This is a genomic window from Streptomyces sp. NPDC057697, from assembly GCF_042799335.1.
In the GTDB taxonomy this organism is placed as follows: Bacteria; Actinomycetota; Actinomycetes; order Streptomycetales; family Streptomycetaceae; genus Streptomyces.
Genome location: NZ_JBHVJA010000004.1, coordinates 261,022 through 287,669 on the forward strand (window position 1 = coordinate 261,022; position 26,648 = coordinate 287,669).

Annotated in this window: 26 protein-coding genes and 2 riboswitches; of the genes, 22 read left to right on the plus strand and 4 right to left on the minus strand. The window is 69.8% G+C overall.

What is annotated here, in order from left to right; genetic code table 11:
* Nucleotides 1-18: 18 nt before the first annotated feature.
* Nucleotides 19-1,368, plus strand: a complete 1,350-nt coding sequence (gene glsA / locus ACFVFH_RS14350) for a glutaminase A (RefSeq protein ID WP_383767372.1) — start codon at nucleotides 19-21, stop codon at nucleotides 1,366-1,368.
* A 33-nt stretch (nucleotides 1,369-1,401) separates the two neighbouring features.
* Here glsA and ACFVFH_RS14355 read toward each other — a convergent pair whose 3' ends face one another.
* Nucleotides 1,402-2,226, minus strand: a complete 825-nt coding sequence (locus tag ACFVFH_RS14355; RefSeq protein ID WP_383767375.1) for an endonuclease I family protein — start codon at nucleotides 2,224-2,226, stop codon at nucleotides 1,402-1,404.
* A gap of 249 nt (nucleotides 2,227-2,475) precedes the next feature.
* Between ACFVFH_RS14355 and ACFVFH_RS14360 the strand changes: the two genes are divergently transcribed.
* The 12 genes from ACFVFH_RS14360 to ACFVFH_RS14415 all read left to right on the plus strand — a co-directional run bounded on the left by ACFVFH_RS14360 (nucleotide 2,476) and on the right by ACFVFH_RS14415 (nucleotide 15,889).
* Complete coding sequence (locus ACFVFH_RS14360) at nucleotides 2,476-2,676, plus strand: hypothetical protein (protein ID WP_329201853.1); 201 nt, start codon at nucleotides 2,476-2,478, stop codon at nucleotides 2,674-2,676.
* A 296-nt stretch (nucleotides 2,677-2,972) separates the two neighbouring features.
* Nucleotides 2,973-4,130 (plus strand): methyltransferase, encoded by a 1,158-nt coding sequence (locus tag ACFVFH_RS14365; protein ID WP_383767380.1) that lies wholly within the window; start codon nucleotides 2,973-2,975, stop codon nucleotides 4,128-4,130.
* Between the two features lie 166 nt (nucleotides 4,131-4,296).
* Nucleotides 4,297-5,475 (plus strand): acyl-CoA dehydrogenase family protein, encoded by a 1,179-nt coding sequence (locus tag ACFVFH_RS14370; protein ID WP_383767383.1) that lies wholly within the window; start codon nucleotides 4,297-4,299, stop codon nucleotides 5,473-5,475.
* Nucleotides 5,476-5,796: 321 nt separating this feature from the next.
* Nucleotides 5,797-5,861, plus strand: a riboswitch (Fluoride riboswitch).
* A gap of 133 nt (nucleotides 5,862-5,994) precedes the next feature.
* Entirely contained in the window at nucleotides 5,995-6,957 is a 963-nt protein-coding gene (locus tag ACFVFH_RS14375) for a respiratory chain complex I subunit 1 family protein (protein WP_383767386.1), read from the plus strand.
* Nucleotides 6,957-7,640, plus strand: a complete 684-nt coding sequence (locus tag ACFVFH_RS14380; protein ID WP_383767389.1) for a hydrogenase — start codon at nucleotides 6,957-6,959, stop codon at nucleotides 7,638-7,640. The genes ACFVFH_RS14375 and ACFVFH_RS14380 overlap by 1 nt, the downstream gene beginning before the upstream one ends.
* A gap of 7 nt (nucleotides 7,641-7,647) precedes the next feature.
* Nucleotides 7,648-9,120, plus strand: a complete 1,473-nt coding sequence (locus ACFVFH_RS14385; protein WP_383767392.1) for a proton-conducting transporter membrane subunit — start codon at nucleotides 7,648-7,650, stop codon at nucleotides 9,118-9,120.
* The gene (locus ACFVFH_RS14390; RefSeq protein WP_383767395.1) at nucleotides 9,117-10,640 is read left to right on the plus strand and encodes an NADH-quinone oxidoreductase subunit C; all 1,524 of its coding nucleotides are present in this window, start codon (nucleotides 9,117-9,119) and stop codon (nucleotides 10,638-10,640) included. The genes ACFVFH_RS14385 and ACFVFH_RS14390 overlap by 4 nt, the downstream gene beginning before the upstream one ends.
* On the plus strand, nucleotides 10,641-11,429 hold the full coding sequence (locus ACFVFH_RS14395) for an NADH:ubiquinone oxidoreductase (RefSeq protein WP_383767398.1): 789 nt from the start codon (nucleotides 10,641-10,643) through the stop codon (nucleotides 11,427-11,429).
* Nucleotides 11,426-13,483, plus strand: coding sequence for a proton-conducting transporter membrane subunit (locus ACFVFH_RS14400; protein WP_383767400.1), 2,058 nt, complete (start codon nucleotides 11,426-11,428; stop codon nucleotides 13,481-13,483). Before ACFVFH_RS14395 ends, ACFVFH_RS14400 begins: the two co-directional genes overlap by 4 nt.
* A 39-nt stretch (nucleotides 13,484-13,522) precedes the next feature.
* The gene (locus ACFVFH_RS14405) at nucleotides 13,523-13,978 is read left to right on the plus strand and encodes a universal stress protein (protein ID WP_383767403.1); all 456 of its coding nucleotides are present in this window, start codon (nucleotides 13,523-13,525) and stop codon (nucleotides 13,976-13,978) included.
* A gap of 703 nt (nucleotides 13,979-14,681) precedes the next feature.
* Complete coding sequence (locus tag ACFVFH_RS14410; protein WP_383767406.1) at nucleotides 14,682-15,326, plus strand: phosphatase PAP2 family protein; 645 nt, start codon at nucleotides 14,682-14,684, stop codon at nucleotides 15,324-15,326.
* 127 nt (nucleotides 15,327-15,453) lie between these two features.
* A riboswitch (Fluoride riboswitch) is annotated at nucleotides 15,454-15,533 on the plus strand.
* Between the two features lie 149 nt (nucleotides 15,534-15,682).
* On the plus strand, nucleotides 15,683-15,889 hold the full coding sequence (locus ACFVFH_RS14415) for a DUF2180 family protein (RefSeq protein WP_383767408.1): 207 nt from the start codon (nucleotides 15,683-15,685) through the stop codon (nucleotides 15,887-15,889).
* A 236-nt stretch (nucleotides 15,890-16,125) separates the two neighbouring features.
* Here ACFVFH_RS14415 and ACFVFH_RS14420 read toward each other — a convergent pair whose 3' ends face one another.
* Both ACFVFH_RS14420 and ACFVFH_RS14425 read right to left on the minus strand, forming a co-directional pair.
* Nucleotides 16,126-16,671, minus strand: a complete 546-nt coding sequence (locus tag ACFVFH_RS14420; RefSeq protein WP_383767411.1) for a hypothetical protein — start codon at nucleotides 16,669-16,671, stop codon at nucleotides 16,126-16,128.
* The gene (locus ACFVFH_RS14425; RefSeq protein WP_383767413.1) at nucleotides 16,668-16,952 is read right to left on the minus strand and encodes a DUF211 domain-containing protein; all 285 of its coding nucleotides are present in this window, start codon (nucleotides 16,950-16,952) and stop codon (nucleotides 16,668-16,670) included. Before ACFVFH_RS14425 ends, ACFVFH_RS14420 begins: the two co-directional genes overlap by 4 nt.
* A gap of 1,012 nt (nucleotides 16,953-17,964) precedes the next feature.
* Here ACFVFH_RS14425 and ACFVFH_RS14430 point away from each other — a divergent pair.
* From ACFVFH_RS14430 to ACFVFH_RS14460, 7 genes are all read left to right on the plus strand, one after another.
* On the plus strand, nucleotides 17,965-18,237 hold the full coding sequence (locus ACFVFH_RS14430; protein WP_383767416.1) for a hypothetical protein: 273 nt from the start codon (nucleotides 17,965-17,967) through the stop codon (nucleotides 18,235-18,237).
* Nucleotides 18,238-18,708: 471 nt separating this feature from the next.
* Nucleotides 18,709-19,212 carry an inorganic diphosphatase gene (locus ACFVFH_RS14435; protein WP_383767419.1) on the plus strand — a complete coding sequence of 168 codons (504 nt, stop codon included), beginning with the start codon at nucleotides 18,709-18,711 and terminating at the stop codon, nucleotides 19,210-19,212.
* A gap of 303 nt (nucleotides 19,213-19,515) precedes the next feature.
* Nucleotides 19,516-20,790: a phosphopyruvate hydratase gene (gene eno, locus ACFVFH_RS14440; protein WP_383767422.1), complete on the plus strand. Its 1,275-nt coding sequence runs from the start codon at nucleotides 19,516-19,518 to the stop codon at nucleotides 20,788-20,790.
* Between the two features lie 234 nt (nucleotides 20,791-21,024).
* Nucleotides 21,025-21,531, plus strand: coding sequence for a fluoride efflux transporter CrcB (gene crcB / locus ACFVFH_RS14445; RefSeq protein ID WP_383767425.1), 507 nt, complete (start codon nucleotides 21,025-21,027; stop codon nucleotides 21,529-21,531).
* Complete coding sequence (locus ACFVFH_RS14450; RefSeq protein WP_383767427.1) at nucleotides 21,528-21,875, plus strand: DUF190 domain-containing protein; 348 nt, start codon at nucleotides 21,528-21,530, stop codon at nucleotides 21,873-21,875. The genes crcB and ACFVFH_RS14450 overlap by 4 nt, the downstream gene beginning before the upstream one ends.
* On the plus strand, nucleotides 21,872-22,261 hold the full coding sequence (locus tag ACFVFH_RS14455; RefSeq protein ID WP_383767430.1) for a fluoride efflux transporter FluC: 390 nt from the start codon (nucleotides 21,872-21,874) through the stop codon (nucleotides 22,259-22,261). Before ACFVFH_RS14450 ends, ACFVFH_RS14455 begins: the two co-directional genes overlap by 4 nt.
* Nucleotides 22,262-22,624: 363 nt before the next feature.
* Entirely contained in the window at nucleotides 22,625-23,251 is a 627-nt protein-coding gene (locus tag ACFVFH_RS14460; RefSeq protein WP_383768025.1) for a phosphatase PAP2 family protein, read from the plus strand.
* Nucleotides 23,252-23,530: 279 nt separating this feature from the next.
* Here the strand turns inward: ACFVFH_RS14460 and ACFVFH_RS14465 are convergent, their stop codons facing one another.
* A complete protein-coding gene (locus ACFVFH_RS14465; protein WP_383767433.1) occupies nucleotides 23,531-23,911 on the minus strand; it encodes a hypothetical protein in 381 nt (126 codons plus the stop codon).
* A gap of 1,230 nt (nucleotides 23,912-25,141) precedes the next feature.
* Between ACFVFH_RS14465 and ACFVFH_RS14470 the strand changes: the two genes are divergently transcribed.
* Nucleotides 25,142-26,053 carry a helix-turn-helix domain-containing protein gene (locus tag ACFVFH_RS14470; protein ID WP_383767436.1) on the plus strand — a complete coding sequence of 304 codons (912 nt, stop codon included), beginning with the start codon at nucleotides 25,142-25,144 and terminating at the stop codon, nucleotides 26,051-26,053.
* A 92-nt stretch (nucleotides 26,054-26,145) separates the two neighbouring features.
* Nucleotides 26,146-26,529 (plus strand): hypothetical protein, encoded by a 384-nt coding sequence (locus tag ACFVFH_RS14475; RefSeq protein ID WP_383767438.1) that lies wholly within the window; start codon nucleotides 26,146-26,148, stop codon nucleotides 26,527-26,529.
* Nucleotides 26,530-26,648: the final 119 nt, after the last annotated feature.

Below are 26,648 nucleotides of genomic sequence, written 5' to 3' on the forward strand. Positions count from 1 at the left end.
ACCGGCGGCCGGGGCCGGGTGAGCTCCGCCGCCGAGGCCGTCACCGACGCCCTGCGGGAACTGCACGCCCGGTTCGCCGGGCTGCGCGACGGCCGGCTCGCCGACTACATCCCGCAGCTCGCGCTGACCGACCCGGATGCCTTCGGGCTGGCGCTGATCAGCATGGACGGCCACCGTTACAGCGCCGGCGACGCCGCCGCCCCGTTCACCCTGCAGTCCGTGTCGAAGCCCTTCGTCTACGCACTGGCCCTCTCCGCCCTCGGGCTCGACGAGGTGTGCCGCTGGGTCAACGCCGAGCCCAGCGGGGAGGCGTACAACGCCATCAGCCTGGAACCGGAGACCGGGCGCCCCGACAACGCCATGGTCAACGCGGGGGCCATCATCACCACCGCGCTGGTCCCGGACACCCCCGACGCCCCGAGGTTCGCGCGCATCCTCGACGGCCTGAGCCGGTTCGCCGGACGGCGGCTGGAGGTGGACGAGCAGGTGTACGCCTCGGAGGCCGCCACCGGCGACCGCAACCGGGCCCTGGCCTATCTCCTCCGGAGCACCGGCCCGCTGCCCGTCGACCCGGTCGCGGCGGTCGACACGTACTTCAGGCAGTGCGCGGTGCGGGTCACCGCACTGGACCTGGCCGCGATGGCCGCCACTCTCGCGCACGGCGGTGTGAACCCGCTCACCGGCGACGAGGTGGTCCCGGAGCCGGTGGCCGCGCAGGTGCTGGCGGTGATGGCGACCTGCGGCATGTACGACGCCTCGGGGGACTGGCTGCTGCGGGTCGGGCTGCCCGCGAAGAGCGGGGTGTCCGGCGGACTGATCGCCGCGGGGCCCGCACGGTTCGGCCTGGCGGCCTACAGCCCGCGGCTGGATCCGACCGGCACCTCGGTGCGCGGGCGCGCCGCGCTCGGTGCCCTGTCGGAGCGGCTCGGCCTGCACCTGATGCACAATCCGGCCCTGGCCGCCAGCACCGTCACCCTTGTCGCCACCGCCGACGAACCGCCCGCCGCCGGGGCCGCGCCGCACGACCGTGCCCCGCGCGAACGGGTCGCCGTCGTGGCCGCGCAGGGTGCCCTCGACTTCACCGCGGCCGAGCGTGTGCTGTACGCGCTGGACGAGGCGCGCCCCCGGGCGGTGGAACCGGTCGTGCTGGACCTGCGGCGGGTGACCGGCGTCGACAGGGTGGCGCGGGCGATGCTGAGCGGCGGGCTCGCCCGGATCGCGGCGGACGGGGCGCGCGCCGCCGTCACCGATCCGGCCCGCCGGCTCGCCCCGCCCGGTGCCGGGCGGCGGGACGGACCGGCCGCCCCGCGGTGCTTCGCGACCCGCGCGCAGGCCGTGGCCTGGTGCGCGGGCGGCGGGTCCGGCTGAGCGCCGGGGCCCGCGCATCCGCGGCGACCGGGTCTACCAGATGGACTCGACCCACTCGGGGTGGTCGATGAACGGGTTCCGGTTGTGCTGGTACTGGTCGAATATGACGTCGTTGCGCCGCTTCTCGAAGGCGTCCGGCGGGTCCTCCTGGCTCCACGTCTTCAGTACCGAGAGCCGGCCGATGTTCGGGGCGGAGCCGTTGGAGACCTTGTCGTTGGGCTCCAGGTCGGGGAAGGAGTCGTCGCCCTCGTAGCGCACCGCCATGTAGAGGAGCATGCGGGCCACATCGCCCTTGACCGCGTCACGCGGCTCGAAGGAGTCGCTGTCGGTGTAGTTGCCCGGTGCGCCGCTGACCGCGCTGCCGCCGTTGTCGAAGTCCTTGTTGCCGCGGATGGAGTTGACGGTGACGTCCTCCGGGCGCAGGTGGTGGATGTCGGTGCCCGGACCGGTGGCGGTGCCGAAGTTGCCGTGGGACTTGGCCCAGACGTGCTCGCGGTTCCAGTCCCCGACCGAGCCGCCGTTGGAGTTCTTGGACTGGGAGCGGCCGGTGTAGAGGAGGATCACGTTCGAGCTGTTGGACGGGTCCTCGTCGGTGTCCTTGAGGGCGTCCCAGACCTGGCTGTAGGACAGCTTGGTCTGGTTGCTGATGATCTTGTGCAGGGCGCTCTTGAGCTCGGTGCCGGTCTTGCCGAGCGCGTCCTGGTAGTACGTGTCGTCGAGCACCCGCAGTGGTGTCGCGGTGGTGGACGTGGCCTCGGGCGTGGCGGCCGGTGCGGCGGCCGCGGTGCCGCCGAGCACCGCGAAGGCGGCAAGGGTCGCCAGCAGCGGGCGCCGGTAACGAAGGTGACGACGGGACATGTGGGGTGTCCTCTCCGGAAATGCGTGCGCCACGACACCGTCACAAGGTGGGGGGCGGCGCCGCGGCGATCGTGTGGTACGTGGTACGCGGGAGCCTTCCACACGCACCGTGACCAGGGTGTGAACAGCGTGTACCTATCATGTGCAGGTCAAGTGAGCGCCGGATCGCGGCGTCGCCGGAGGTCGTGGGGGTTCGGATGCGGCGGGCCGGGCACGGGGCGAGAATGACCGAAAGGACGAGGAGGCGGCATGAGCGACGAGCCCGAATCCGTATCCGCATCGCGGGGAGTGACTCCCGACAGCCTCTTGCACACCGGCGGCAGTGATCATCCGTCGGCGGAGGACCTGGTGCTCGCCTCCGGGCGGGACCTGACCCCGAAGAATCTCCAGTGGGCGGAGCGCAGGCTCGCCCGGGAAGGCCGGTCGGCGATCGACAAGGCGCTGCCCTAGGACCTGTCTTCGAACTGCGGTCGTACGGCCGGAGGCCGGGCCGTTCGGCGTCCGGTGCGTGCGAGCGCAAGGCGGAGGTTCGCCCCGGTACCGGACGTATCGGGACTGGGTGTATCGGGGCGATCCCGACAGCACGGCGAGCGTCCGTGCCGGGCGTCGTACGGCAGACGGCAGTTCGAAGACAGGACCTAGCGGTACCACGGGGTCCCGCGCCGGCGGGACGCGACGGCCCGGCGGCCGGGCGCGCGCGGGGAGCGTGCGGGTGCTCCCCGCGGCTCGGCTAGCCTGGGTGCACAATGAACCGTTTGACGACGTCAGGGGCGGGGTTCGAGCTCGCCCGCTACCCCGAGGACCCGCGCGACCCGTTCCGTGCCTGGGACGCCGCCGATGAGTACCTGCTGCGGCGGCTGGAGGGCGCCGACGGGACGGACCCGGTCGATCTCTCGGGCGCCGTGGTCGTGGTCGGCGACCGCTGGGGCGCGCTGAGCACCGTACTGGCCGGGCACCGGCCCGTACAGATCACCGACTCCTACCTGGCGCAGCGCGCGACCCTGGGCAATCTGGCCCGCAACGGCGTGGACGCGGACGCGGTGCGCCTGCTGTCGGCCAGGGACGTGCCGCCGGACCGGATCGACGTCCTGCTGGTACGCGTCCCCAAGAGCCTCGCGCTCCTGGAGGACCAGCTGCACCGGCTCGCGCCGGCCGTCCACCCGGGCACCGTGATCATCGGCACCGGGATGGTGAAGGAGATCCACACCTCCACCCTCAAGCTCTTCGAGCGGATCATCGGCCCCACCCGCACCTCGCTGGCCGTCAAGAAGGCCCGGCTCATCTTCTGCACCCCCGGCCCGGTCGCGGCCGCCACGCCGAGCCCCTGGCCGTACCGCTACCAACTGCCCGAAGGGCTCGGCCCGGTCTCCGGCCGGACCGTCACCAACCACGCCGGGATCTTCTGCGCCGAGCGCCTCGACATCGGCACCCGGTTCTTCCTCGGTCACCTCCCCGCGCGCACCGGCCCCGACCGGGTCGTCGACCTCGGCTGCGGGAACGGCGTCGTCGGGCTCTCCGCCGCGCTCGCCAACCCCGAGGCCAGGGTCACCTTCATCGACGAGTCGTACCAGGCGGTCGCCTCGGCCGAGGAGACCTTCCGGGCCAACGCCGGGCCGGACGCCGAGGCCGAGTTCCTGGTCGGCGACGGACTGGCGGACCTGCCGCCCGCCAGTGTGGACCTGGTCCTCAACAACCCGCCGTTCCACTCCCACCAGGCCACCACGGACGCGACGGCGCGCGCCATGTTCCAAGGGGCCCGCGCCGCGCTGCGGCCCGGCGGCGAACTGTGGGTCGTCGGGAACAGGCACCTCGGCTACCACACCCGGCTCCGCCGCGTCTTCGGCAACTGCGTCACCGTCGCGGGCGACCCGAAGTTCGTGGTCCTGCGCGCCGTCAAACGCTGACGGCCCCGTCCGCAGGCCCCGTCGCGCCGGGCGCGCCGACCGCCCCGCGCCATGTTGGACGCGGGGCCCACCCGTACCGTCCCGGCCCTTCCGGATTCTTGCAACACGTTCTACTGTGTGCGCCGCCGCACACGGACGACGCGACCGCGAGACTCCCGGAGGGGCCGTGCACCTCGAATACACGCCTGAACAGCAGCAGTTGCGCACCGAACTGCGCAGCTACTTCGCCGGACTGGTCCCCGACGACGCATACACGCGCTATGCGGCCCCCGAGGCCCAGAAGCGCTTCTACCGGGAGACGATCCGCCGCCTGGGCACCGACGGCTGGCTCGGCGTCGGCTGGCCGACGGAGTACGGCGGACGCGGGCTGTCCCCGATGGAACAGTTCATCTTCTTCGACGAGGCCGCCCAGGCGGGCGTCCCGCTGCCGCTGATGGCCCTCAACACGGTGGGCCCGACGATCATGCGGTACGGCACCGACGAGCAGAAGGCGTACTTCCTGCCGAAGATCCTCGCGGGCGAGATCGACTTCGCGATCGGCTACAGCGAGCCCGACGCGGGCACCGACCTCGCCGCGCTGAGGACCCGCGCCGTCCGCGACGGCGACGAGTACGTCGTCGACGGACAGAAGATCTGGACCACCAACGGCGACACCGCGGACTGGGTCTGGCTCGCCGTCCGCACCGACCCGGACGCGGCGCCGCACAAGGGCATCACCATGCTGCTCGTCCCGACCACGGACCCCGGCTACTCCTGCACCCTGATCAACACCCTCGCCTCGCACGACACGACCGCCAGCTACTACGAGAACATCCGCGTCCCCGTCTCCCGGCGCGTCGGCGAGGAGAACAAGGGCTGGCGCCTCATCACCAACCAGCTCAACCACGAACGCGTCACCCTCGCCGCCCACGGCACCATGGCGATCCGCTCCCTCCACAACGTCCAGCGCTGGGCGGCGGACACCCGGCTGGCGGACGGCCGGCGCGTGATCGACCTCGGCTGGGTCCGCGCCCTGCTGGCCCGCACCCACACCCGGCTCGACGCGATGAAACTCCTCAACTGGCAGATGGTCTCCGCGGTCCAGAACGCCACCCTCACCCCGCAGGACGCCTCCGCCGTCAAGGTCTACGGCTCCGAGGCCCGCCGCGACGCCTACGCCTGGCTGATGGAGATCGTCGGCTCGGCCGGCCCGCTCAAGGAGGGATCGGCGGGCGCCGTACTGCACGGCGAACTCGAACGCGGGTACCGCTCCGCGGTCATCTTCACCTTCGGCGGCGGCAACAACGAGATCCAGCGGGAGATCATCTCGTGGATCGGGCTCGGAATGCCGCGGGTACGGCGGTGAGCGCCTGACGTCCACTGAGCCAGTCGTCACGTACCGGAGCGCGCGAGCCCGGCATGATCCGAACGAGAGGCCCTGGGGGGCGGCTCCCGCAGGGCGGCGGCCACGTGGACGTCCGGGTCGCCCCGGACGAGCAGGATCGGGCGCCAGCCCGCTGGTGGGTGCGGTCAGCCGGTCCCGGTTCTCGCGCCGGGAGCCGCGTGGGTCAGCCTCCTGCCGCATCGACCGGCCGCCCGGAGGACGGCTCGGCCCATCGCGTCGACGCTTCCCTTCGGGTGAAGCCACGGCCCGGTTCGTTGACGCCGTGCCAGGGATTGCACACGCTGGTGACCAGGCGATGAGGCTCGCCTGAACCGCAGTTGTGCGCTGCTGATGGCCTCTACCGATCAACCGCACCAGTTTCTCGGTGCCGTATCAGGTGGAGGCGACAGTGACAAGGGCGGACCGGGCGCTACCAGGGCACGGCGATGTCGTCCCCAGCCGATTCACACGGCCGCCCCGCCAGGCGGGGCGGGTGATGCGATGAGTGCGTCTCTGCCACTTCCCCTCGTGCAGGCCCTCCAGCCGCTGACCGTCCTGGTGGCCGCCCCCGGCCTGTCGGGGGTGATCGCGAAGGTGGAGGCCAGGATGCAGGGCCGACGCGGGCCTCGTGTGCTCCAGCCGTACTACGACCTCGCCAAGCTGTTCCGCAAGGAGTCCCTCGCCCCGGCCGGGGCGAGCTGGTTCTTTCTGGCCGCGCCCGCGGTGGCACTGACCTGCTACCTGACGGTGCCACTCCTCATTCCCGTACTGACCAGCTTCGGGTTGCCGCTCGGTTACATGGGCGACATCCTCGGCGGCGGCTTTCTGCTGGCACTCGCCAGCTTCTCCGTGGCGGTCGCAGCGACGGAGAGCGGCGGCCCCTACGCCCAGTTGGGTGGCAGCCGCTCCAAGACATTCGGGGCCATCACCGAACCCGTGGTGCTGTTCGTGGTGTTCACCGTCGCCCTCGTCACCGCCACGGACCTTCCCTACGCACAGGCCGCGACGGTCCGCTCGTCGGCCGACCAGATCATTCGCCCGGCACATCTGCTGGCCGGCGTCGCGCTGTTCCTCGTGATCCTCTACGAAACGGCGCGCATCCCCGTCGAGACCCACACCGGCACCAACGAATTCGGGATGATCGAGGAAGCCCGCGCCTTCGAGCACTCCGGCCCGTACCTGGCCCTGCTCAAGTGGGGCTCGGCGATGAAACAGCTGATCCTCTACACGCTGTTGATCGACGTGTTCATCGCACCCTGGGGCCTGTCCTCCAGCACCGAGGCCACATCCGTGGCACTGGCCGTCCTCGCACTGCTCGGCAAGGCCGCACTGCTGGGCTGTGTGGTGGCCGTCATCGACAACAGCTTCGCCAAGTTGCGCCTTTTCAAGATCACGGAATTCGTGTCGGCGGCGTTCCTGCTGGCGGTGCTGGCCGTGTTCACCCTCTATCTGGGAGGCGGCTGATGGCCGACCTGCTCGCCGCCGACAGCGTACCGACCACGTTCGAAGGCGCCACCAACGCGGTCGCAGTCCTGCTGCTGCTCACCGAGTTCGCGATGCTGCGCGCCGCGCTGTCCCATTCCCAGGTGCGCCTGTACGCGGTGCAGTCGCTGCTTGTCTCCCTGCTCGCGGTGATCGTGGCGGCGGGCCGCGACCTGCCCGAGCTGTACGCCCTGGCCGCCGTGTCGCTCGCGCTGAAGGTGATCGCGGTGCCATGGGTGATCACCCGGCTGCTGCGCGACGCGCAGGTGGAGATCGCGGGATCGGGAGCGATCGGTGTGGCGAGCGCGACTCTGCTCTCCCTGGCCCTGGCCGGTTTCGGGTTCTTCGCGGTGGGGTCGCTCGACATCCGCAGCCGCTTCCTGCCGCAAGCGGCACTCGGCCTTTCGATGTCGATCGTGCTGGTGGCTTTCGTGCTGATGATCGTGCGCCGGGACGTCGTCTCCCAGGCCGTCGGATTCTTCTCCCTGGAGAACGGTGTGTCGCTCGCGTCACTGGTGGTCGCCGCCGGGATGCCACTGATCATCGAAGTGGCCTTTCTCTTCGACCTGCTGGTCGCGGTCGTGGTGTTCGGCGTGCTGATGCGCGTGCATCATCGCCGCACGGCAACCCTGTCCACCGAGTCCCTGACGTCGTTGCGGGGATGAGGCGCTGATGAACGTCGTACTCGTCCTGCTGGCCCTGGTGCCGCTTCTTCCGGCAGCCGCCGCACTCGTGCTCCCTCCGCGCATCACACAGGCGCTCACCCTCACCTCGGGTGTCGTCTGTCTCGGGCTGGCGGTCACGCTCGTACCGCACGCCGGACGACGGGACCTGCATACCGGGTTCCTGCGCGCGGACGCGCTGTCCACCGTCTTCGTCCTGGCCACCGGATTCGTCTACGCCGCGTGCGCGGCGCACAGCATCGGGTATCTGCGTCATGACGAACGGGCCAAGGACTTCCGCCGCTACGCGCGCCGCTTCTACGTCGGTTTCAATGTGTTCGCGTGGTCCATGCTGTGCGCACCACTGGTCGACGGACTCGCGCTGCTGTGGATCGCGGTCGAGATCACGACAGTGGTGTCCGCGCTCCTGGTCGCCGTGGAGAACACCGAAGGGGCCACCGAAGCGGCATGGAAATACGTGCTCATCGCATCCGTCGGCCTCGGGGTGGCCCTGCTGGCGACCATCTTCATGTACTACGCGGGCGCCCAGTCGCTGGGCCGGACCTACGACCTGTCGTTCGCCCCTCTCCTCGACGCCGCACCCCGGCTGCCGCAGACCGCCGTGCGGCTCTCGTTCGTCCTCGCGGTCCTCGGGTTCGGCACCAAAGTGGGTCTGGTACCCGTCCATACCTGGCTGCCCGACGCCCACGCGGAAGCACCGACCCCTGTCTCCGCGATGCTCTCCGGATCGTTGCTGGCCGTCAGCTTCTACGCGGTCCTCCGCTACTACCAGATCGCCGTCAGAACGCTCGGTCCGCACTTTCCACAGACCGTGCTGCTCGTATGCGGCATCGCCTCGCTGCTCCTGGCGGCTCTCTATCTGCTCGACCAGCACGACATCAAGCGGCTGCTGGCGTACTCCAGCGTCGAGCACATGGGGATTCTCGCCATCGGTGTCGGCTTCGGAGCGACGATCGCGTCCGCCGGGGTGCTGCTGCACGTCCTCGCGCACGCGGCGGCGAAGGGGAACGCCTTCATGGGGGCCGGAGCACTCGTACGCAAGTACCGCACCAAGGAGATCTGCCGACTGCGCGGCGGCATTCACGTACTGCCCTGGTCGGCGCCCCTGTTCCTGGCCGCCGTCCTCGCGCTGTCGGCCATGCCGCCCTTCGGGATCTTCCGCAGCGAGTTCCAGATCGTCTCCGGCGGTCTGCGGTCGCAGCGTTACGGCCTGGCGGCGATCCTCGTCGTCCTGGTCACCGTGGCCTTCATGGGCCTTGCCATGGCCGTGACCCGCCTCGTCTTCTCGCCGGCCACGACACCTGCGGGAACAGGGCGGCCGGACCGCGGGGAACCGAGCGCCTGGATGGTGGTTCCGGTCGTCGCGGGGGTGCTCGTGCTCCTGGTGCTCGGCCTGCACCCGCCCCTTGAACTGACCCAGCTGCTCACCCGCGGTGCGGCCGAACTGGGAGGAACCACATGACAGCAGACCGGCGGACCGGCGCGGCCGAGGCCCTCGGACCAGCGGCCTGGCGGACCCAGCTGCTGTCCCGGGTCGGCGGTGACCCGCCGGCGCGGTTCGCCGGTGTGTTCGGCGCGGCCGGGGAGGACGGAAGCGTCCGGCTCGTGGCAGTCGTCTTCCCGGAGGGCGCACAATCCCCACTCGTCCTGGAGACAACGCTGCCTGCCGGGGAGCTCTCCTACCCCGCACTCAGTCCCGAACTGCCCGCGGCCTTCTGGTACGAACGCGTGCTGCACGACCTGTTCGGCGTCACACCCCGGGGACATCCACGCCTCGACGCGCTCCTCCTGCCGCTGACGGACCCGGCACACGCCCCACTTCCCGGCACCGCCCGCCGCCCCGCGCCACAGCACCCCGACGAGAGCGCCATCCCACGGGCCGTCACCGGCCCCGGAGTCTTCACGATCCCGCACGGACCGGTCCGCTCCGGTGTGCTGGAGTCCGTCGAATACCTGGTGGAGACCCCGGGAGAAGACATCCTGCGTGTCCAGATCCGTGTCTTCCACAAGCACCGCGGCGTCTCCAAGCGCTTCGAGCAACTGCCCCTGCGGGACGCCGTCCTGGTGGCCGAGCGGGTGGAAGGCATCGCCTCCGTCGCGCATGCCCTCGCCTTCTGCCACGCCGCCGAGACCTGCGCCGGAATCGACGTGCCGTGGCCCGCCCGGCTGACCCGTTCGCTGTACGCCGAACTGGAGCGGATCGCCAACCACCTCGACGTCATGGTCAAGCTGACCGACGCCGCGGGCCTGGCCGTCGCCACCGCCCGCTTCGGGCTGCACAAGGAACGCGTCCTGCGCCTGGTCGGGCAGTCGTGCGGCAGCCGCTTCGGGCGGGGCGTCGTGGTGCCCGGCGGAGTCGGCGGGCTCCCCGCGCTCGCACCGCGGCCCCTGGACCGTGAACTCGCCCGTCTGCACCGTTCGATCGACTCCGACTGGCGCGCGGCCATGGCCACTCCGTCGTTCCTGGACCGGCTGCGCGGCACCGGTCCGCTGCCTCCCGGCATCGCCAAGGCCCATGGCGCGCTCGGACCGATCGGCAGAGCGTCCGGATGCGCGACGGACGCCAGATACGAGCGGCCCTACGACGCCTACGCCTCACTCGGACTGGGCCCGCCCCCCGATCACACCGACGGCGACGCAATGGCCCGCACCCGTGTCCGCGGCAGCGAGATCGCCCAGTCCTTCCACCTCCTCGGCCAGATCGTCGAGGAACTGCGAGACCTTCGCGACGCCGACGCTCCACCGCGCCTGCCGATGCCCGGGAACCTCACCGGGGAGAGCACCGGCTGGGCGGAGGCCCCTCAAGGCGAGGCGCTCTACCTGCTGCGCTTCGACCAGGGACGGGTGACCAGGTGCGTGCCACGCTCTGCCTCCTTCCACAACCTGGTCCTCTTCCACGAAGTGTTCGCGGGGGACATCCTCACCGACTTCCCCTTCATCGAGGCGAGCTTCGGGCTGTCGGTCGCAGGGGTGGCGGTCTGAATGCCCTGGCTCTGGCGTGGCCTGCGCGAAGGCATCGTCACCACGCACTACCCCGAGCGGCCCGACGCGTACGCGGACGGCTTCCCCGCGGCGATCTCGGTGCGCCCCTCCACCGCACCCCTGACACGGCAGGAGGCCGCGGCCCTGTGTCCCACCGGCGCCATCACGGTGGACGGCGAAGGGGCCGTCCGTCTCGATCGCGGACGGTGCATCATGTGCGGTCACTGCTCCCGCGCCAGGCCCGACACCTTCGGCACGGCCCATGGCACCGAGACCGCGGCCGCGGCCCGAACGGCACTCGTCGTACCGGAGACGGAAGGGAGCGGGGCCACGCTCCGCGAACTCAGAAAGGACCTCGCGTCCCGCACGGCCCGCTTCCGCCGCTCCCTGCACATCCGGCACGTCGACGCGGGCTCCGACGGCAGCGAGGAGTGGGAGATCGCCGCCCTGACGAACCCCCTCTACGACCTCCACCGGCTCGGCATGTTCTTCACCGCGAGCCCGCGCCACGCCGACGTACTGCTGGTCACGGGCGCCGGCACACGCGGAATGGCCGCGCCCCTGCGCCGGACCTACGAGGCCACCGCGCAGCCCGTGGTCGTCATCGCCGCGGGAGCCGACGCCTGCAGTGGCGGCCTGTACGCAGACTCCTACGCCACCCACGACGGGCTCGGCGATCTGGTGGACGTGGACATCTGGGTGCCCGGCTCCCCACCCAGCCCCTTCTCACTGCTGCACGCCCTCCTACTGGCCACAGGACGGCTCGCGGAAAGGGGCGCGGTCTCGTGAGCGTTCTCATCATGACCGCCCTGTTGCTGTTCGCGGCGTCCGCGGCTGCCGACACCCTGTTCGGCAACCGCCCGCACCGCGCCCGGCTCACCGCCGTGCCGTACCTCCTGTGCGCGGCGGGATCGGCCTGCCTCGCCGCGGTCGGCGCGAGCGCGCTGCGCACCTCGGGCGGCCCTCCGTCCCTGAGCTTCGGCAACTGGCTCGGATTCGGCGTGAGCCACCTGCAAGTCGACCGTCTCACCGCGCTGTTCTGGCTGCTGACCTTCGCCGTCGCCGTCGCGGCATGTCTGACCGCGGCGGGGTGGGCACCGGGCCGAGTGACCGGCCGGGGCCCGGCCGCGTACTGCGCACTCGTCCTCGCCTCGGTCGCCGTCGTCGAAAGCGCCGACAACGCCTTCCTGCTCCTGTTCGCCTGGGAGACACTGACCCTCGCCTTCTACCTGCTGACCGCGGCCGACGGCCGGCACACCGGCGCCGCAGTGGCCACCTTCGGTTTCGGCAAGATCTCCGGCGCCGCCCTGCTGCTCGGCCTCCTGCTGCCGGCGACCCACATGGGCAGCTATCGGCTCGCCGACTTCGCCCACGTTCCGCCCGGGCTCCTGCACAGCACCGCATGGACGCTGCTGGTCATCGCCTTCACGGTGAAGGTCGGGCTGGTCCCGGTGCAGGTGTGGATGCCACGCGGCTACTCCGCCGCGCCTGCAGGACTACGGCCTGTGATGGCAGGTGTGGCGGTCAACGCCGGTTTCTACGGACTGTGGCGCACCCTGGACCTGCTCGGGAGACCGCCCACCTGGGTCGCCGTCACCCTTCTGCTGATCGCCGCCGTCACCGCGCTCCTGGCCATCGCGCACGCTGCTGTACAAGGCCGCCTCGACCGGGTCATCGCCTACTCAAGCGTCGAGAACGCCGGGCTGATCTGCACGGGATACGCGGTAGCGCTCACCGGGGTCTGCCTCGGCATCGACCGGCTCACCGCCGTGGGCCTGATCGCCGCCACACTCCAGATGGTCGCCCACGCCATCGCGAAAACACTTCTCTTCGCCGGCGCCGCCGCACTTGAATCGGACCTGGGAACCGGCGAACTGGAACAACTGCGCGGCACCGCCCGACGACTGCCCTGGGCCGGGACCTCCGTAGCCATCGGGGCCATCACCCTGGCGGGCCTGCCCCCGACCGCCGGATTCGTGTCCGAATGGTTCCTCCTGGAAACCCTCATGCAGCAATTCCGGCTGCCCAACCTGCCGTTCGCGTTCGCGTTCGCCGTCGCGGGCGCACTCATCGCCCTCACCGTAGGCTTCGCTTCCGTCACGTTCGTACGCGTCGTCGGCATGACCGTCCTCGGACCTCGCACCGACAAGCCGGTCCGGCGGGCATCGAAGCGCGTGGATCTTGCTGTGCCGGGCCGAGCCGGCATGCTGGTTCTCGCTGTCGGCGGATGCGCACTCGCCGCGCTCACACCGCTCGAACTCCGCGTCATCACCGCGGGACTCGGCGGGCTCGTACCCGTCGCCACCAGTACAGGGGCGCTGAAATCGCCCTGGGTCCTGCAACCCGTCTTCGGCGACTTCTCCGTCCTGTCGCCCTCCTGGCTCTGGGTCGTCATGCCCTTGCTCCTCACCGCCGTGGTGGTCGTCCTTCTGCTCGGCGCCTCCCGCGGCACGGCCGTGCACGTGCGGCGGACGCCGGCGTGGCGGTCCGCGAGCGGCGGAGTCCACGGCGACGACCAGTACACCCCCTTCGGCTACGCGAACCCCACCCGCCGGGTGCTCGCGTCCGTCCTCCTCACCCGGACCCGGCTCTCCTCGTCCACCGCCGAGAAGAAGGCTCCGGGTCGGACCACGGCTCCCGTCGCGACGACGAGCGGAGTGCTGGGCTACTCCTCCGATGTGGTCGAGGTCGTGGAGGCATATCTGTACCGGCCCCTCCTCCGGCCGCTCAGCGCCATGGTGACCGCTGCCAAGCGCCTGCAGTCCGGGCGACTGGATGCCTATCTCGCCTACATGCTGATCGTCCTGGTGGCCGTCCTCGCCGTTGTGGCGGCCCTGGCATGAACAACACACTGTCCCGGCAAGAAGGAGCAGAACACCGCGATGCCAGCTTCTCCGTTCCACAGGATCCTCACCGGCTGGGACGCCTCGCCCGCCGCCCGCACCGCGCTGACCACGGCGATGAGCCTCGCGGACGGTCGCGGGGTGGTCATCGCGAGAGCCGTTCTCACTCCGCCCCAGCACATCGAGACCGGCGGAGAGCAGGAACGCGACCTCGGAGCCCAACGCCGGTGGCTGCAAGAGGAGTTCGAGAACACCCTGCGAACAAGTCCCACTCATGGCGCCCGAGTGCGCCTGGAATGGGGCGAAAGCCCCGACATCGCGGACGACCTGTGCACCTACGCCGTGCGGCACGGCTGCGACCTCGTCGTCATCGGTCGGCACGGCAGCGACAGCCGTCTGCGGATCGCCGGGGTCGGGCCGGTGGCACGAGATCTCAGCAGCCGCACTTCACTGCCGGTCCTCTTGGTGAGCGGGCCCCGGAACCGCGAGACCTGAGGAATGCCGCAAGGAGGACCGGCCCACGGATCCCGCTCCCCGTGGTGCCGATCGTCGGCGTGCTCGGCCACCGGGGGGCGGGGAGACGCACTCGGTGCAACGGTTGTCCCGCGCAGCGCGCGGCGTTACCGTGACATTGCGGGCGTGGTGCCGCACGGCGCTGGATCTCGCCGTGACCGCTCTGCCGAGCGGTTGAACCGCCGAACCGGCCGACGGCTCCTGTCTCTCCCGCACGGCGGAGGACGAAGCCATGGATGGTCCTACGGCGTTCCGTCCCGGACATGACGGCTGTCTGAACGTCCTGTCGAGCATCCTTTTCCTTGATGCCGGGGACGCGGCGGAAGCGCAGCGGGAAGCCTCCTCCTGTTTTGCCGACCCGAACTGCCGTGGCCGACGCGCCGCCAAGGAGGAAACCCGTCTGTTCCCCCGAGCCCCTCGCCGCGGTCCGGCCCGTGCTGTCGTGCCGTGGTTCGTGCAACGCCTGCCCGGCCCTGCGCCGCCGAGTGCAACGCCGGGATCACACACTCCTTCTGCGGGCCGAACGCCAGGCCGACGGCCGATGGCACCTGTCGGCTCGTCGCGGGCGAGCCTCTGCCGACCGGCCAAGACGAGGACCTGTACCAGTGGGTCTGCGGCACTACGGCCCGCTCGGAGAGGGCCGTTCACGCAATGCCGGACCCCTGACGCGGAAGGGAGCAGGACAATGACACTCGCACCCCTTCCACGCATGCTGTCTCGCGTCGGCACCGGATTCCTCGGGACGGCACTGCTGGCGACCGCTGCCCGGCGGAACGGCACCCTGAACCGCATCGACGCGCACCTGGTACTACCGGCCGCCGAGGCCCCTTCCGCCCGGCGGGCCTGGCTGGCGGTCACCGCACTGGGGTCACGGCCCTTGGCCTACTCCGCAGTGGCCGCTCGGTGCCTGCTCTCCAGGAACAGCGAGCCCTGGACGGTCCGCTTCCAGCCACTCCTGGTCCTGGCAAGCTCCGACGCGGTGCGCACCGGCTTGTGTTACTTGATCCGCCGCCCCAGGCCCCCTGCGGCAGACAGGCTCGCGGCCACCCACGGCCCGAGCTTCCCTTCCCGGCACACCTCGACCGCTCTGATCGCCTGTCACCTGGCCTTCGCGCCGAGGGGACGGCACACCGGCAATGGCGTTGCCGAAGCCGTCGCCGCCGTCGTCGGAGTCAGCCGGTTGACATTGAGGGTTCACTGGCCGACGGACGTGGCCGGCGGCTGGTTGTTCGGCTACGGCTGGTCGGCCGCGGCCGACCTTGCGTACGCAGCCGTCGGCGCATGTCCGCACCGGGCATCCGGGCCAGGGCGGGTCGGCACCGGAAGGTGACGCAGCCCGGCTACGGACCGTCTGCCCCGGATGAAGGCGGTTGTCCGGTGAACGACGAGCCAGTGGACTCCGGTCATCCCGCTTCACGTCTCCGTTGTCTTGACTGACCGGCACGGACCTGGTCAACTCGAATTCCGGCGATGGAACCCGCCTGGGTCGATTTCGGGCCCGAACCGCCCTCCGGAGGCTGATGGCTCCTGACTCCATGTCAGGACGTATGCCTTGAGGAGGTGCACAGGTTGAACCGTTTCGCCATCCTGGTGCGGTCCCCGGCATGCGTCGATTCCCACGCTCAGCCCGGCATTCCGGGCGGTGATGTGGCATGCGTCGCACATGCCACAAGAAGGGACCCAACGATGAACTGCTACGACTGCCACACCGGCGCCATCAGCCGGCCCGCCGTTGCCGTCTGCCACTGCTGCGGGGCGGGAATCTGCGGTGACCACTCCACCGTCCTGCCCCGGACATTTCACCGGATCAACGGATTGGGCGTGACGACCTTGCCCCGGGCCGCCCGGCGGCTCCTGTGCCCGACGTGTACCACGGCCGAGCAGAGCGCCTAGCCGGACCGGCGGCCGACACCCGTAGCATCGATCGGTGTCGAACCTTCCACATCCACAGGTACTTTCGCCGACGCTGCCGCCTCACCGACAGGTCTCGGAGGTGAGGCGGCCCGGAGGCCACGGGCCTCGGTTCTCCGCATGCGGTTCTCCTCGCCGGAGCGGGTGAGCGGCACCGCCATGTCCGAGCACCGGCCCACGCGTCGCCGTTCTGATCCCCGAGGCCGGGATCGTGGCTGTCAGGCGATGTGCAGCCACACGCCGATCCATGTGACGACACCACCGCCGACACCCATGGTGATGGCCCACAGCCCCATCCGGCCCGCGATCACCTTCCCGAGCGTCGCCCCCAGCGCGGCGAGCGCCCCGATGGCCAGCACGACCACACCCCACGAGAGACGGGGTGCCGCGGCTCCCGCGAGCAGGGGCAGAACCGCACCGACGAAGCTTGCGGCGCAGGCCACCGCCATGGCCCGAAGCGACCTGAGCAGAGCCAGATGCCCGAGTCTTGTTGTCGCGAGGTGTCCGCGAGAGGTGAGGTTGAGTTCACGGGAGGCTCGGACGAGTTGGCCTCTGCGTTCCGCGTAGTCCGAGACGAAGACCGAGAACGCGGCCGTGACCAGTGCGACGACCGCCACCCGGACGGCCAGTGAGTAGGAGATCGGTGAACCACTGCCTACCAGCGAGGCGCCCGCCAGCGTGAGTGCGTTGAGCAGTCCATCCGTCAGTCCCAGCACCAGGGGCAGGCGCGTCTGGGTCAGCGCGCGGGCCAAGCGCCCCGTCATCGGAGGCGGGGCCTGCCCTCGACCGTGTACTCACCGGCGACGACCTGATCGGTGCTGTGCACGACCGCTCCCGTGCGCTCGATGGCGCGGACAAGGGCCTCTACATCGATGTCCTCCCCCTCGACGGTGACGTCCGTACCGACGGTTTCCAAGTCGATTTCCGTGACGACGATGTTCACTGCTTGGACGCCGGCAGAGCCTTCGATGGCCCGAGCGAGGTGGACCAGATCAGGCTCCTGGACTGTCTTGTCGACATCGAGGACCAAACGGCGGATGGGCATCGCTACTCCTTCTCGGGCACCAGGTACTGCGACGTCGACTTGCCTGTCCATCTATGACCGAATGCCGGGTCGTCGAACGCAAGCGCAACTCTGTCGTCGAGGGCCAGCTGATCGGGGCAGCGAACCATGATCGGTCGTCGTGGAGGTGCCACAGAGATCTGGCTGGTCCTCGTCGAAGGTCTGCCCTGTGCCGGTGGACGAGTTGTGTACGACCCGCTCCCGTGGCATGGCCCATTCGGGCGAGCCCCCGCGGGAGGGGAAAGGGGTGGCCGACTGCGCTGCGGACCGAGCACGGTGCGGCCCGGACAGCCCACGCAGCGTGTGGGAGGCGGTCTCCAACGGGCTGGAGCATATTCAGGTGGGCAATGTGGAGACACCGTCGCGTGCTCGTGTTGCGACCTTCGGTTGCGAGGCGTCACCAGCAGGAGCTGGTCGGAGCGCTGTGCGGCGGCGAACGGAAATGCCGCGACTTGGCTCTTATCCGGCACGGTGTCCTCTGCTATGGTCGGCGTCCACTTGTTGCCGCGTTTCGTCTCGCGCAGATGCCCGAAGTGGGCGGCGGACCGGCCGGGCAGACGCGATACGGGTCGCTGGCATCCCACCGCGATTGGTACGCTGCAGCGTAGGAGCAAGAGGGGCACACTGAAAGTGTGTTCCGTGTGTGCCGGTGATGGGGCTCACCGAAACCGTGGCCGATGGCCTCTGACGGTCCCTGGTTGTCGAACTGCGACCAGGAGGAATCATGTCTGCGCCCGCCGTGCCCCCACCTTCACGAGGATCGCATCACGGCGTCCGGCATGCTCTGAGGCGGACGGCTCACTCATGTGGGCGTTGGCGGCCCAGGTTCCGCTCCTCGTCGCCGCCCGCGCAGCGGAGTCGGCTGCTTGATCTGACAGCACTGCTCGATGAGGCGGTGGACGCCCAGCCCCTCGCCGACCTCGCAGTGGCGGCGTGCGGAGCTCCCGGCCCGGTCCCGGCGTCCGCCGCTCAGGACGCCGGGAGACAGAACTCGGTGTACCACCAGTTGCTCGTGCGCCTGCGGGAAATGGACCTGGACACGGAGATCGCTCCGCTGGGTGAACGAGCTGCAAGACTTCTCGCGTACCACCAGTGGATCCTTCACCAGGCCGTGAACCTCGCCTTCACCTCACGACCCGATCCGCGCGTCGAGGGTGCCCGACTGCGTCTGAACGGTCTGGGCAGACCGGCCGTCGATCTGCGTGAGCTGCGGGACGAGGCAAGGGAACGAGCCGACCGGGAGCGCCGGGAGCGAAATGCGCCATGAGCTGCTCGGCAAGGACAGGCAGCGCAGAGTTCCTCCGCGAACGGACGGGAAGTCTGCCGTGGCCGGCACGGACGCGGCGCACGGCGATGGAACGCGAGGCGCCCGTGCGCGCCGAAGCTCTGCACCTGTTGCACAGCGCGAGCACACGCCCTCACATGGCACGCCTCACATGGCACCCGCGCCGGGCTACTGCCCGTTGTGCCTGGCAGAACACCGGTCCACCCGATGCCTGTTGAAGTGGACCGCCGCCACTACCGGGGCCGGTGCGCGAGGAGTGTGCTCCGCACGCCCCACCTGTACGACCTCGCGGCGGTCGGAGGGCCGGATGCCGAACCAGTTCTCGCCGGGAGCCGCAGTCAGTGGGACGCCCGATTGTCGGGTCCGCGCTGGACCGCCCGGTCCGGCCGAATGCCGTCCCGACCGATCCGATGACGCTGCCGACCACCAGCACCCCATCCACAGGAGGCCGTAATGGAGTTCGATGTTCTGGTCGAGATCCCACAGGGGTCCCGCAACAAGTACGAGATGGACCATACGCTCCATCGCATCCGGCTGGACCGGCTGCTGTTCACCTCAACCAATTACCCCGCGGATTATGGCTATGTGGAAGGGACGCTCGGCCGTGACGGAGATCCCCTCGACGCCTTGGTGATCGTGGGGGAGCCGACGTTTCCCGGCTGTGTCATCGAGTGCCGCGCCGTCGGAATGTTCGTCATGAAGGACGAGAAGGGCCCCGACGAGAAGATCCTCTGTGTGCCGGCCCACGATCCCCGCTATGCCCGGGTACAGGACATCGATGATGTGCCCTCCTTCGACAGACTGGAAATCACACACTTCTTCGAGGTCTACAAGGATCTGGAGCCGGGCAAGTCCGTCGAAGGAAGCCACTGGGAGGGCCGAGAACGGGCGTATGCCGAGATCGAGGCTTCCCGCAGGCGCGCTGACGGTGGTTCCGCAGGCCCGGGATCGTCATGATCTTCCCCGGCACACTGGTTCTTCCCCGTCACGCACAGAGCCCGAGCAACGCCGGGAGGTGCTTCGCCGGCCGGACCGATTCACCTCTCGCCACCCGCGGCGGGAAACCGATCCCTCAGGCGGCTGGGCTGCCGGCTCGCAAGCGACTTGAACCCGATGTGGTGCACGCCTCCGTACCGCACGGGCCCACCGTAGGGATCCGTCCGCCGCGGCTGCCGCGCCCGACGACGCCGCCGCCCAGAGGTATGACGGACATGTCTCCCCTCAGCAGTTGCCACCAGCCGACCGACGAAGGAAACAACCATGCCGTTGCGAATTTCCGAACTGCGCGCTGTCGAGATTCTTGACTCCCGCGCCCGCCCGACTCTCGCAATCACCCTCACCACGGCGGATGGGACGCACATCCACGCAGGAGTCCCCTCCGGAGCATCCACCGGCACACGGGAGGCTGTTGAACTCCGTGACGGCGACCCGGCCCGGTTCGCCGGGCAAGGAGTCCAGCAAGCCGTCGGCCACGTCAACGCCGAGATCGCACAGGCCCTCGTGGGCCGCGACTTCGCATCGGCGGCCGAGGTGGATGACGCGCTCATCGCCCTGGACGGCACCGCAACCAAGGCGCGACTCGGAGCCAACGCGATCGTCGGAGTCTCGCTCGCGGCTGCCCGAGCAGACGCAGCCGTCAGCGGCAAGGAGCTGTGGCAGTCCCTCGCCGACGCCGCCGGCACCACTGCCCGACTCCCGGTTCCGCACTTCAACGTCGTCAACGGCGGTGCCCACGCCGCCAACAACCTGGACTTCCAGGAGTTCATGCTCGCACCGCTCGGCGCGCCCAGCCTTCCCGAGGCGGTACGCGCCGGCGCCGAGGTGTACGCGCGGCTCAAGGCACGGCTGAGAGCGGCCGGGCATCCGACCGGGCTGGGCGACGAAGGAGGCTTCGCCCCCGACCTCGACCGTCCCGAAGACGTGCTGACACTGCTCGTCCAGGCAATCGCGGACGCCGGGTACACCCCGGGCCGGGAAGGAATCGCCATCGCACTCGACCCGGCCGCCAGCGAGTTCTTCACCAACGGCCACTACCGCGTGGCGGGCCGGGACCTCACGACGGACCAACTCATCGACCGCTACGAAGAGATGATCGACCGGTTCCCGGTGTGGAGCATCGAGGACGGGCTCGCCGAGAACGACTGGGACGGCTGGGTCCGGCTCACCGAGCGTCTCGGGGACCGGATCCAGCTCATGGGCGACGACATTTTCGTCACCAACCCGGACATCATCACCGAGGCCATTGAACGCAAGGTGGGAAATTCAGCCCTGATCAAGGTCAACCAGATCGGCACTGTCACCGAAACGCTGGAGGCCATGACTGTGTGCGACCGTGCCGGGTACACACAGATGATCTCCCACCGCTCGGGAGAGACCCCGGACGCCTTCATCGCCGACCTGGCCGTCGGCACCGGCTGCGGACAGATCAAGTCGGGAGCCCCCGCCCGTGGGGAACGCGTCGCCAAATACAACCGGTTCCTCGAACTCGCCGCCGTTCACGCCACCTTGCCGTACGGACTGCGGAGTGCCACCTGAGCGGACGATCGGGGGAGCCCCACCTGTCGGGGGAGACCCACCCCGATCGGACTCCGGGCCGGGCCGAGTGGCCTGCCGCACCGAGCAGGCGATAGCCTGATGCCTTGCCGCAGCCGGTGACGGCTGCTGCGCGGCGGTGGGGCCCGCCGTACCCGAACCGCGGCACAGGCGCCGCCAACGGTCCCTACTTGCGAGGGAGTGTGCCCGCACGGGCACCCAGCGAGTAGGAGACGGATGCCCAGGCAATCCCAGCAGCGGCCGGCTCCCGTGGCGGCGCACGAGCCGGAGCCCGTCGACCCCGACATCGACCTTGCCGTCCCCCGTCAGCGCACCGAACTGCCCGAGCGGCCTTGGCCGGTCGTGGCCGCGATCTCTTTCGGCGGGGCGCTCGGGGCATCCGCCCGCTACGGGGCATCGCTCATATGGCCGACCGCCCCGGCGGGATTCCCGTGGACGACGCTGGTGGTCAACGCGATCGGGTGCGCGGTGATCGGCGTGTTCATGGTGGTCATCAGCGATGTGTGGGCGGCGCACCGCCTGGTGCGGCCGTTCTTCGGCACCGGCGTCCTCGGCGGTTTCACCACGTTCTCGACGTACGCGATGGACATCGAACGTCTGGTCGATGCTGGTCGCGCTCGAACGGGCGTGGCCTATCTGGGTCTGACGCTGTTCGCGGCTCTCGCGGCGGTATGGACCGCGGTGTGGGCGACGCGCCGCGTGCTGGCATGGAGGCAGCCATGACGACTCCGAAGGGCAGGGCGTTGCGGGTCACGGTCCTGATCGGGGAATCCGACGGGTGGCATCACCGGCCGGTGTTCACGGAGATCGTGCACCGGGCGCACAAGGCGGGGCTGGCCGGCGCCAGTGTGTTCAGAGGGATCGAGGGCTTCGGCGCCGGGTCGCTGATCCACACCCAGCGGTTGCTGTCGCTGAGCGAGGACCTGCCGGTCGCGGTCGTGATCGTCGACGCCGAGGACAAGATCCGGGCCTTCCTGCCCCAGCTCGACGAACTGATCACCGACGGTCTCGTCATCCTGGACGACTGCGAGGTCATCCGCCACACCGGCGGACAGGACAGCCGATGAACTGGATTCTGGTCGTGGTCGTGGTCGTGGTCGTGGTCGTGGTCGTGGTCGTGGTCGGAGCGGCGACAGGCGCCCCGCTCCGATACCTGGCCGACCGTACAGTGCAGTCCCGGCACGACACCGTCTTCCCCTGGGGCACCTTCGCGGTCAATGCCACCGGCTCACTGATCCTTGGCCTGCTCACCGGCGCCCCGACAGCCGGCGCGGCGTCCTCGCGGCTGCAACTGCTTCTGTGCTTCTGGGCACCGGCGCGGGTGAGGCGGTCGCCCTCGGGCTCCGACCCTTCTCGGGGCCGCTCGCGGACCGCACCGGCCGGTGCCGGGTCCGGACGATCGGCGGATACGCGCAGGCGCCGCGCGCTGAACCTGTCATGTATGAAACCGTGATGGCACCGGATCCCGTGGCCGGGCAGAAGACGCGAGCACGAGCGTCGACGGTCGGCTGCCGGGGGAGCTCCGGCGGTATGCGGCGTTCACGGCCACGACCACGACGCCGCTCCTCGGTTCCTCCGCACATCACCGTCTTCGCAGCGATACAGGTGGCGGCGTCGGCACTGCTGTCGGCCATGCCGATCCCGCGGACCTGGTCTCGAATCGGGGCGCGGTCAGGCGGTCCCGCCCTCTGTACCCCCTGAAGCGCCGCAGTCGCTCGCTTCTTGACTGTTTCCCGTTCGCAAGAGTGGTCGCCGCATGGCACCCCGGGTTTCCCCGCCGGGTGCGCGGTGCCCCTATCAATCGGAGTTGCGCACCATGATCGGTTCCACCACCATGCCGCAGGCCCTGGACGGCGCCAGGATCGACGGCGGTCTGTACGGAGACGTCACGGAGTTCGCCCGGCACACACAGTGGCTGAACGGTCCGGCGTACACGTACACGAGCTACGGGATCGCGTTGTTCGCCGTGCTCCTCCTTGTCGGGTGGTGGGTCGCCCGCCGTCATGATGCGAGGAGCATGGCCGTCGCACTGATCGCCCCGTTCGCGGTCATGGCGGCGTATCTGGCCAATGACGGCATCAAATCGGTGTTCCTGGAGCCCCGTCCGTGCCGGGCCCTGCCGTACGACTTCCTGATCGAGAAGTGTCCGCCCCCGGACGATTACGCTTTCCCCAGCAATCACACCACCGTCGCGGCGGCCGTCGCCGCGGCACTTCTCCTGGTCGACCGGCGTCTGGGCGCTGTCGCCACAGTGGCTGCGCTGTTGATGGGCGCCTCGCGCGTCTACGTGGGCGCTCACTATCCGCACGACGTCCTGGCCGCCCTCGCCGTGGGCGCTGTCGCCGGATGCGGGATCGCCTGGGCTGCGGGGCGGCTGGCCGTACCGATGGTGACCCGTCTGCGTGAGGGGGCATTGCGGCCATTGCTGATCGCCACCGAGTGAAATGGCGGGCCGTGGCAGGTGGGGTGAGGACCCGTCGAGAAGCGGCCGACCACGCGGCGCCCGGACGCTCCGGCACGATGAACAGGCCGGGCGGCGCTCTCGTTTCGCCGTCCGCGCTCACTCGGTGCTCGGACACCGCCTCCAGCGGTGCGGCCCGTGGTCGAAGTGCCGGGCAGGGGCCCTGCCCCACGACAGGGCACCGACGAGCCTGCACAGCGGGAGACGGAGCCGCCCGCGTCGGGCACGGCCGTTCTCCGGGAGGCGGATCGGCCGAAGCGGCTATCGCCCGCGTTGCCGGGGCCTGCGTACCGGAACGGGAAAGGTCGGCCGCTTCTGCGGCCGGAGCAGTTCGGGCAGGCACATCATCAGTACGCCCTCGGCCCGACCATATGACGCCGACGCCACCCAAAGGCGCCAGACGGAACCCGGAGGACGTTCGCCGGGAAGCAGGGAACGCACCGAAGCAGGGGCCTTGGCCACATAGGCCGGGATGTTGGCCGAGGCCATCAGATCGAGCACGGTGGCAGCGGTTCCGGCAGGAAGATCGGCGACCGGAGCCCAGGCGGAAGCGTGCAGACCGTTTCCGTGACCGCCGGGTGGCAGCCACGCGGGGACGAAGCCGTCGGAAGCCACGGAACGGTTCATGGGCGTTGCGGGCATGATGTCCCCACTCCTCCACGACAAGGGGAGTCAGGAACCATCGGCCGGTCGGCGGGTCGACCACCTGGAGTGGTCGCGGCGGGTTCCACCGCCGCGCGGCAGCAACCGTACTTTCAGCGTAACCCCCTGCGGCTCGTCCGCTGTGCCTGACCAGGAGCGGAAGCTGTACCGCCCGCACCACACGACAGGAAAAATGAAGCGTCGACCACTGGTCGGTTTGCAGGCGCACACGTGATGCGGTGCGAGAGTGCTGTACAGGTAGGAAAGATCGGGCTCGTTGTGGCGGCGGGGTTTCGCCCGGCAGAAGGGCGAGATGTGTGTCACGTTGCCCCAGCTCATTCGGTGTTCCTCGTGCAATTGCGCGAAGGTCGAGCCGGTCAGAAATGGGGCGGGAACCGAAAGTATTCGATCAGGACTGGCTGCTTTTCGGAGCGCAGCTCGTGGCCGCCACCCTCGATGGCTCGGATTTTGTCTTCGCTCGATGCTCAGTCTTTGCGCAATGAAGCACATCAAATGGCGACCGGGAGCTACAGGCATGTAGCGTTCCGTGACGCGAGTGGGGCCCCGGCGGACGGCAACCTGCGAAGGGCCCCCTCGTGTGAATTGATCAAGCATGCCCTCAAGCCGAAAGTGAGGACCGTAACGATGCTCGACCACATCATCGCTGCGGGACGCATCCGTCCCGCAGTTCGCCATGACGCTAACACCCCTCGCCGCGCCGTAGGCGAAACGCAATACGTAAGTGCCTGGGGTGTCACCCTCCATGCAAGTACTCATGACTCTGCCGATGACCTTGATCGCTGGGGTGTGGGAGGTGCCGGTGATCACCGTGATCGTGTGGCCCGCCATCCGGGCAGTACGCCATTCCTCCTTCCGGTACCAGCGGCTTCGCCGCTCCTGACCGCACCAAGCGCTGCCGGTCCGCCGCACATGGGCGGGTCTTCGGGGCGTGGTGCGGCCAGGAGCGGCATCTGAAGCCGGAGTTCTTAATTCCTCTTCGTGTGAGTGAAAGCGGACGCTGCGGCACGGAAGAAAAGACCGCGCGAGGCGGGGTGGGGCGAAGTGAGTGACGCGAGTGGTGAGTTCGGGACATGCCGGGAGTGTTCGGGGCAGTTCCCGCAGAACGGGGGGCGGGGGCGACGCAAGAACTACTGCAGCCCCGCCTGCCGTAGGCGTGCCCAGCGGCAGCGTGACGGGCAGCGGCGCCGGCCGCCGCAGAGCACGCTGCCCATGGGCCGGTCGATCGCCGAGGAGCTGTACCGCCTCGCGTTCGATCTGCTGGAGGCGGAGTACGGGGGAGCCGAGGTGGGGGAGTTGCTGGGCAGGGCTCATGCGCTGGCGAAGGAGACGGACTACTACATCAGCGCGGCCGTACGAGACGCGCGGCATGAAGGTGTGAGCTGGGACGAGGTGGCCAAGGCCGCCTCGGTGAGTGCAGCGACGGCGAGGGGGCGCTGGGGCGGGGTGAAGGTGATGCGGCGCCTGCAGGCGCGGGCGGTCGAGAGGGCCGCGGCCCGCCAGGCCCCGGCCACGGTTCCGGACGAGCAGCCGAAGGAAGGCCGTGAAGCGATGGGGCGGGCCTCGCGGCAACTGGCGGCGGCACTGTCGCAGCTGCACCAGGACTCCGGGCTGATGATCCGACAGGTCGCCGCGAGTACGGAGTTGTCCCCCTCGTACGTGTCGAGAATCCTGTCCGTGGACCGCACGCCCGGCTGGCAGGTGGTGCGGCAGCTCGCGGAGGTGTTCGGCGGTGATCCGCTGGAACTGCGTGTGCTGTGGGAGATGGCGCAGGGTGTTCCACCGGCGCCGCAGGACTTCATCGAGGCCGCCACCCGTCTCAACGGGGTGCTGCGGGGCCTGTATCGAGCGGCCGGCTGCCCCGGCGTGACGGAGGTGTGCGAGCAGACCAACGGTGCGCTCGACCCGGAAGTGGTGAGGGGCATCCTCGCCGGGACGCAGGTGCCCACATGGGAGGACACGGGCCAGTTCGTCAGCGCGATGGGCGGGCACCCGGCCGACATCCGTCCGCAATGGGAAGCGGTCTACAGCTGTCTGCTCGGAGCTTGCGACCCTGTGCAGAAGACGGTGACCGGGGAATCGAAGAACCCCGACGACCGTCCGTCACGGGCCGAGGGACGGTGAGAAGCGTGCCCTGCTCGTCGCACCGGGGGCGCGGCCCCGTACCGGCCTGGGGCGCGGAAGCTCCGTTGTTACTGGGATACAAGGCCTTCTGCATGCGCAACCAGAACCGTTACGTCCAGTACGCTCGCGCGAGGTCCCTGGAGCAGGCCCTTGCCGGGGCCGTGGTGGAGTCGGTTCTTCAGACACTGGTGATGCGATGGCCGCAGATCATCAGTGGTGACCGGCCGGCCTTCGAAGCGTGGGAGATGCTCGTCAGCCGTGTGGCGGCGGCGGCCCGCGAGACCTGTCGCGCACGAAGCTGCCAGGGGCGGGACGCGGTGCACCAGACGCTGTCCGGCCAGGAGGCGGACGTCGTACTGCTTCGCTACAGGCTGTCGTTGACCCTGGCGGAGACCGCCGATCTGATGGGGCTCGACGTGCCCGAGGTGACGGTTTCGCTCAGGAAGGGCATGTCGATGCTGCTCGCCCCCGCGTGAGATACCCGGCGTGGGGGGGGGGGGGCCCCCCGGGCGACGGGGCCGGCCCCCCCCCGCGGGGGGGTGGGGGGGGGGGGATGAGGCGGGGGACGCAAACACAAAAAATATGAGGGGTGGGA

What these genes read in the sequence shown, in the direction of transcription:
- ACFVFH_RS14395 (WP_383767398.1), top strand. Translation starts at nt 10,641, where the DNA reads ATGCCCTGGCTCTGGCGTGGCCTGCGCGAAGGCATCGTCACCACGCAC.
- ACFVFH_RS14380 (WP_383767389.1), top strand. Translation starts at nt 6,957, where the DNA reads ATGGCCGACCTGCTCGCCGCCGACAGCGTACCGACCACGTTCGAAGGC.
- ACFVFH_RS14405 (WP_383767403.1), top strand. Translation starts at nt 13,523, where the DNA reads ATGCCAGCTTCTCCGTTCCACAGGATCCTCACCGGCTGGGACGCCTCG.
- ACFVFH_RS14355 (WP_383767375.1), bottom strand. Translation starts at nt 2,226, where the DNA reads ATGTCCCGTCGTCACCTTCGTTACCGGCGCCCGCTGCTGGCGACCCTT.
- ACFVFH_RS14365 (WP_383767380.1), top strand. Translation starts at nt 2,973, where the DNA reads ATGAACCGTTTGACGACGTCAGGGGCGGGGTTCGAGCTCGCCCGCTAC.
- ACFVFH_RS14475 (WP_383767438.1), top strand. Translation starts at nt 26,146, where the DNA reads ATGCGCAACCAGAACCGTTACGTCCAGTACGCTCGCGCGAGGTCCCTG.
- ACFVFH_RS14385 (WP_383767392.1), top strand. Translation starts at nt 7,648, where the DNA reads ATGAACGTCGTACTCGTCCTGCTGGCCCTGGTGCCGCTTCTTCCGGCA.
- ACFVFH_RS14375 (WP_383767386.1), top strand. Translation starts at nt 5,995, where the DNA reads ATGAGTGCGTCTCTGCCACTTCCCCTCGTGCAGGCCCTCCAGCCGCTG.
- ACFVFH_RS14455 (WP_383767430.1), top strand. Translation starts at nt 21,872, where the DNA reads ATGAACTGGATTCTGGTCGTGGTCGTGGTCGTGGTCGTGGTCGTGGTC.
- ACFVFH_RS14410 (WP_383767406.1), top strand. Translation starts at nt 14,682, where the DNA reads ATGACACTCGCACCCCTTCCACGCATGCTGTCTCGCGTCGGCACCGGA.
- ACFVFH_RS14435 (WP_383767419.1), top strand. Translation starts at nt 18,709, where the DNA reads ATGGAGTTCGATGTTCTGGTCGAGATCCCACAGGGGTCCCGCAACAAG.
- ACFVFH_RS14460 (WP_383768025.1), top strand. Translation starts at nt 22,625, where the DNA reads ATGATCGGTTCCACCACCATGCCGCAGGCCCTGGACGGCGCCAGGATC.
- ACFVFH_RS14450 (WP_383767427.1), top strand. Translation starts at nt 21,528, where the DNA reads ATGACGACTCCGAAGGGCAGGGCGTTGCGGGTCACGGTCCTGATCGGG.
- ACFVFH_RS14470 (WP_383767436.1), top strand. Translation starts at nt 25,142, where the DNA reads ATGGGCCGGTCGATCGCCGAGGAGCTGTACCGCCTCGCGTTCGATCTG.
- ACFVFH_RS14425 (WP_383767413.1), bottom strand. Translation starts at nt 16,952, where the DNA reads ATGCCCATCCGCCGTTTGGTCCTCGATGTCGACAAGACAGTCCAGGAG.
- ACFVFH_RS14420 (WP_383767411.1), bottom strand. Translation starts at nt 16,671, where the DNA reads ATGACGGGGCGCTTGGCCCGCGCGCTGACCCAGACGCGCCTGCCCCTG.
- eno (WP_383767422.1), top strand. Translation starts at nt 19,516, where the DNA reads ATGCCGTTGCGAATTTCCGAACTGCGCGCTGTCGAGATTCTTGACTCC.
- ACFVFH_RS14465 (WP_383767433.1), bottom strand. Translation starts at nt 23,911, where the DNA reads ATGCCCGCAACGCCCATGAACCGTTCCGTGGCTTCCGACGGCTTCGTC.
- ACFVFH_RS14390 (WP_383767395.1), top strand. Translation starts at nt 9,117, where the DNA reads ATGACAGCAGACCGGCGGACCGGCGCGGCCGAGGCCCTCGGACCAGCG.
- crcB (WP_383767425.1), top strand. Translation starts at nt 21,025, where the DNA reads ATGCCCAGGCAATCCCAGCAGCGGCCGGCTCCCGTGGCGGCGCACGAG.
- ACFVFH_RS14415 (WP_383767408.1), top strand. Translation starts at nt 15,683, where the DNA reads ATGAACTGCTACGACTGCCACACCGGCGCCATCAGCCGGCCCGCCGTT.
- ACFVFH_RS14360 (WP_329201853.1), top strand. Translation starts at nt 2,476, where the DNA reads ATGAGCGACGAGCCCGAATCCGTATCCGCATCGCGGGGAGTGACTCCC.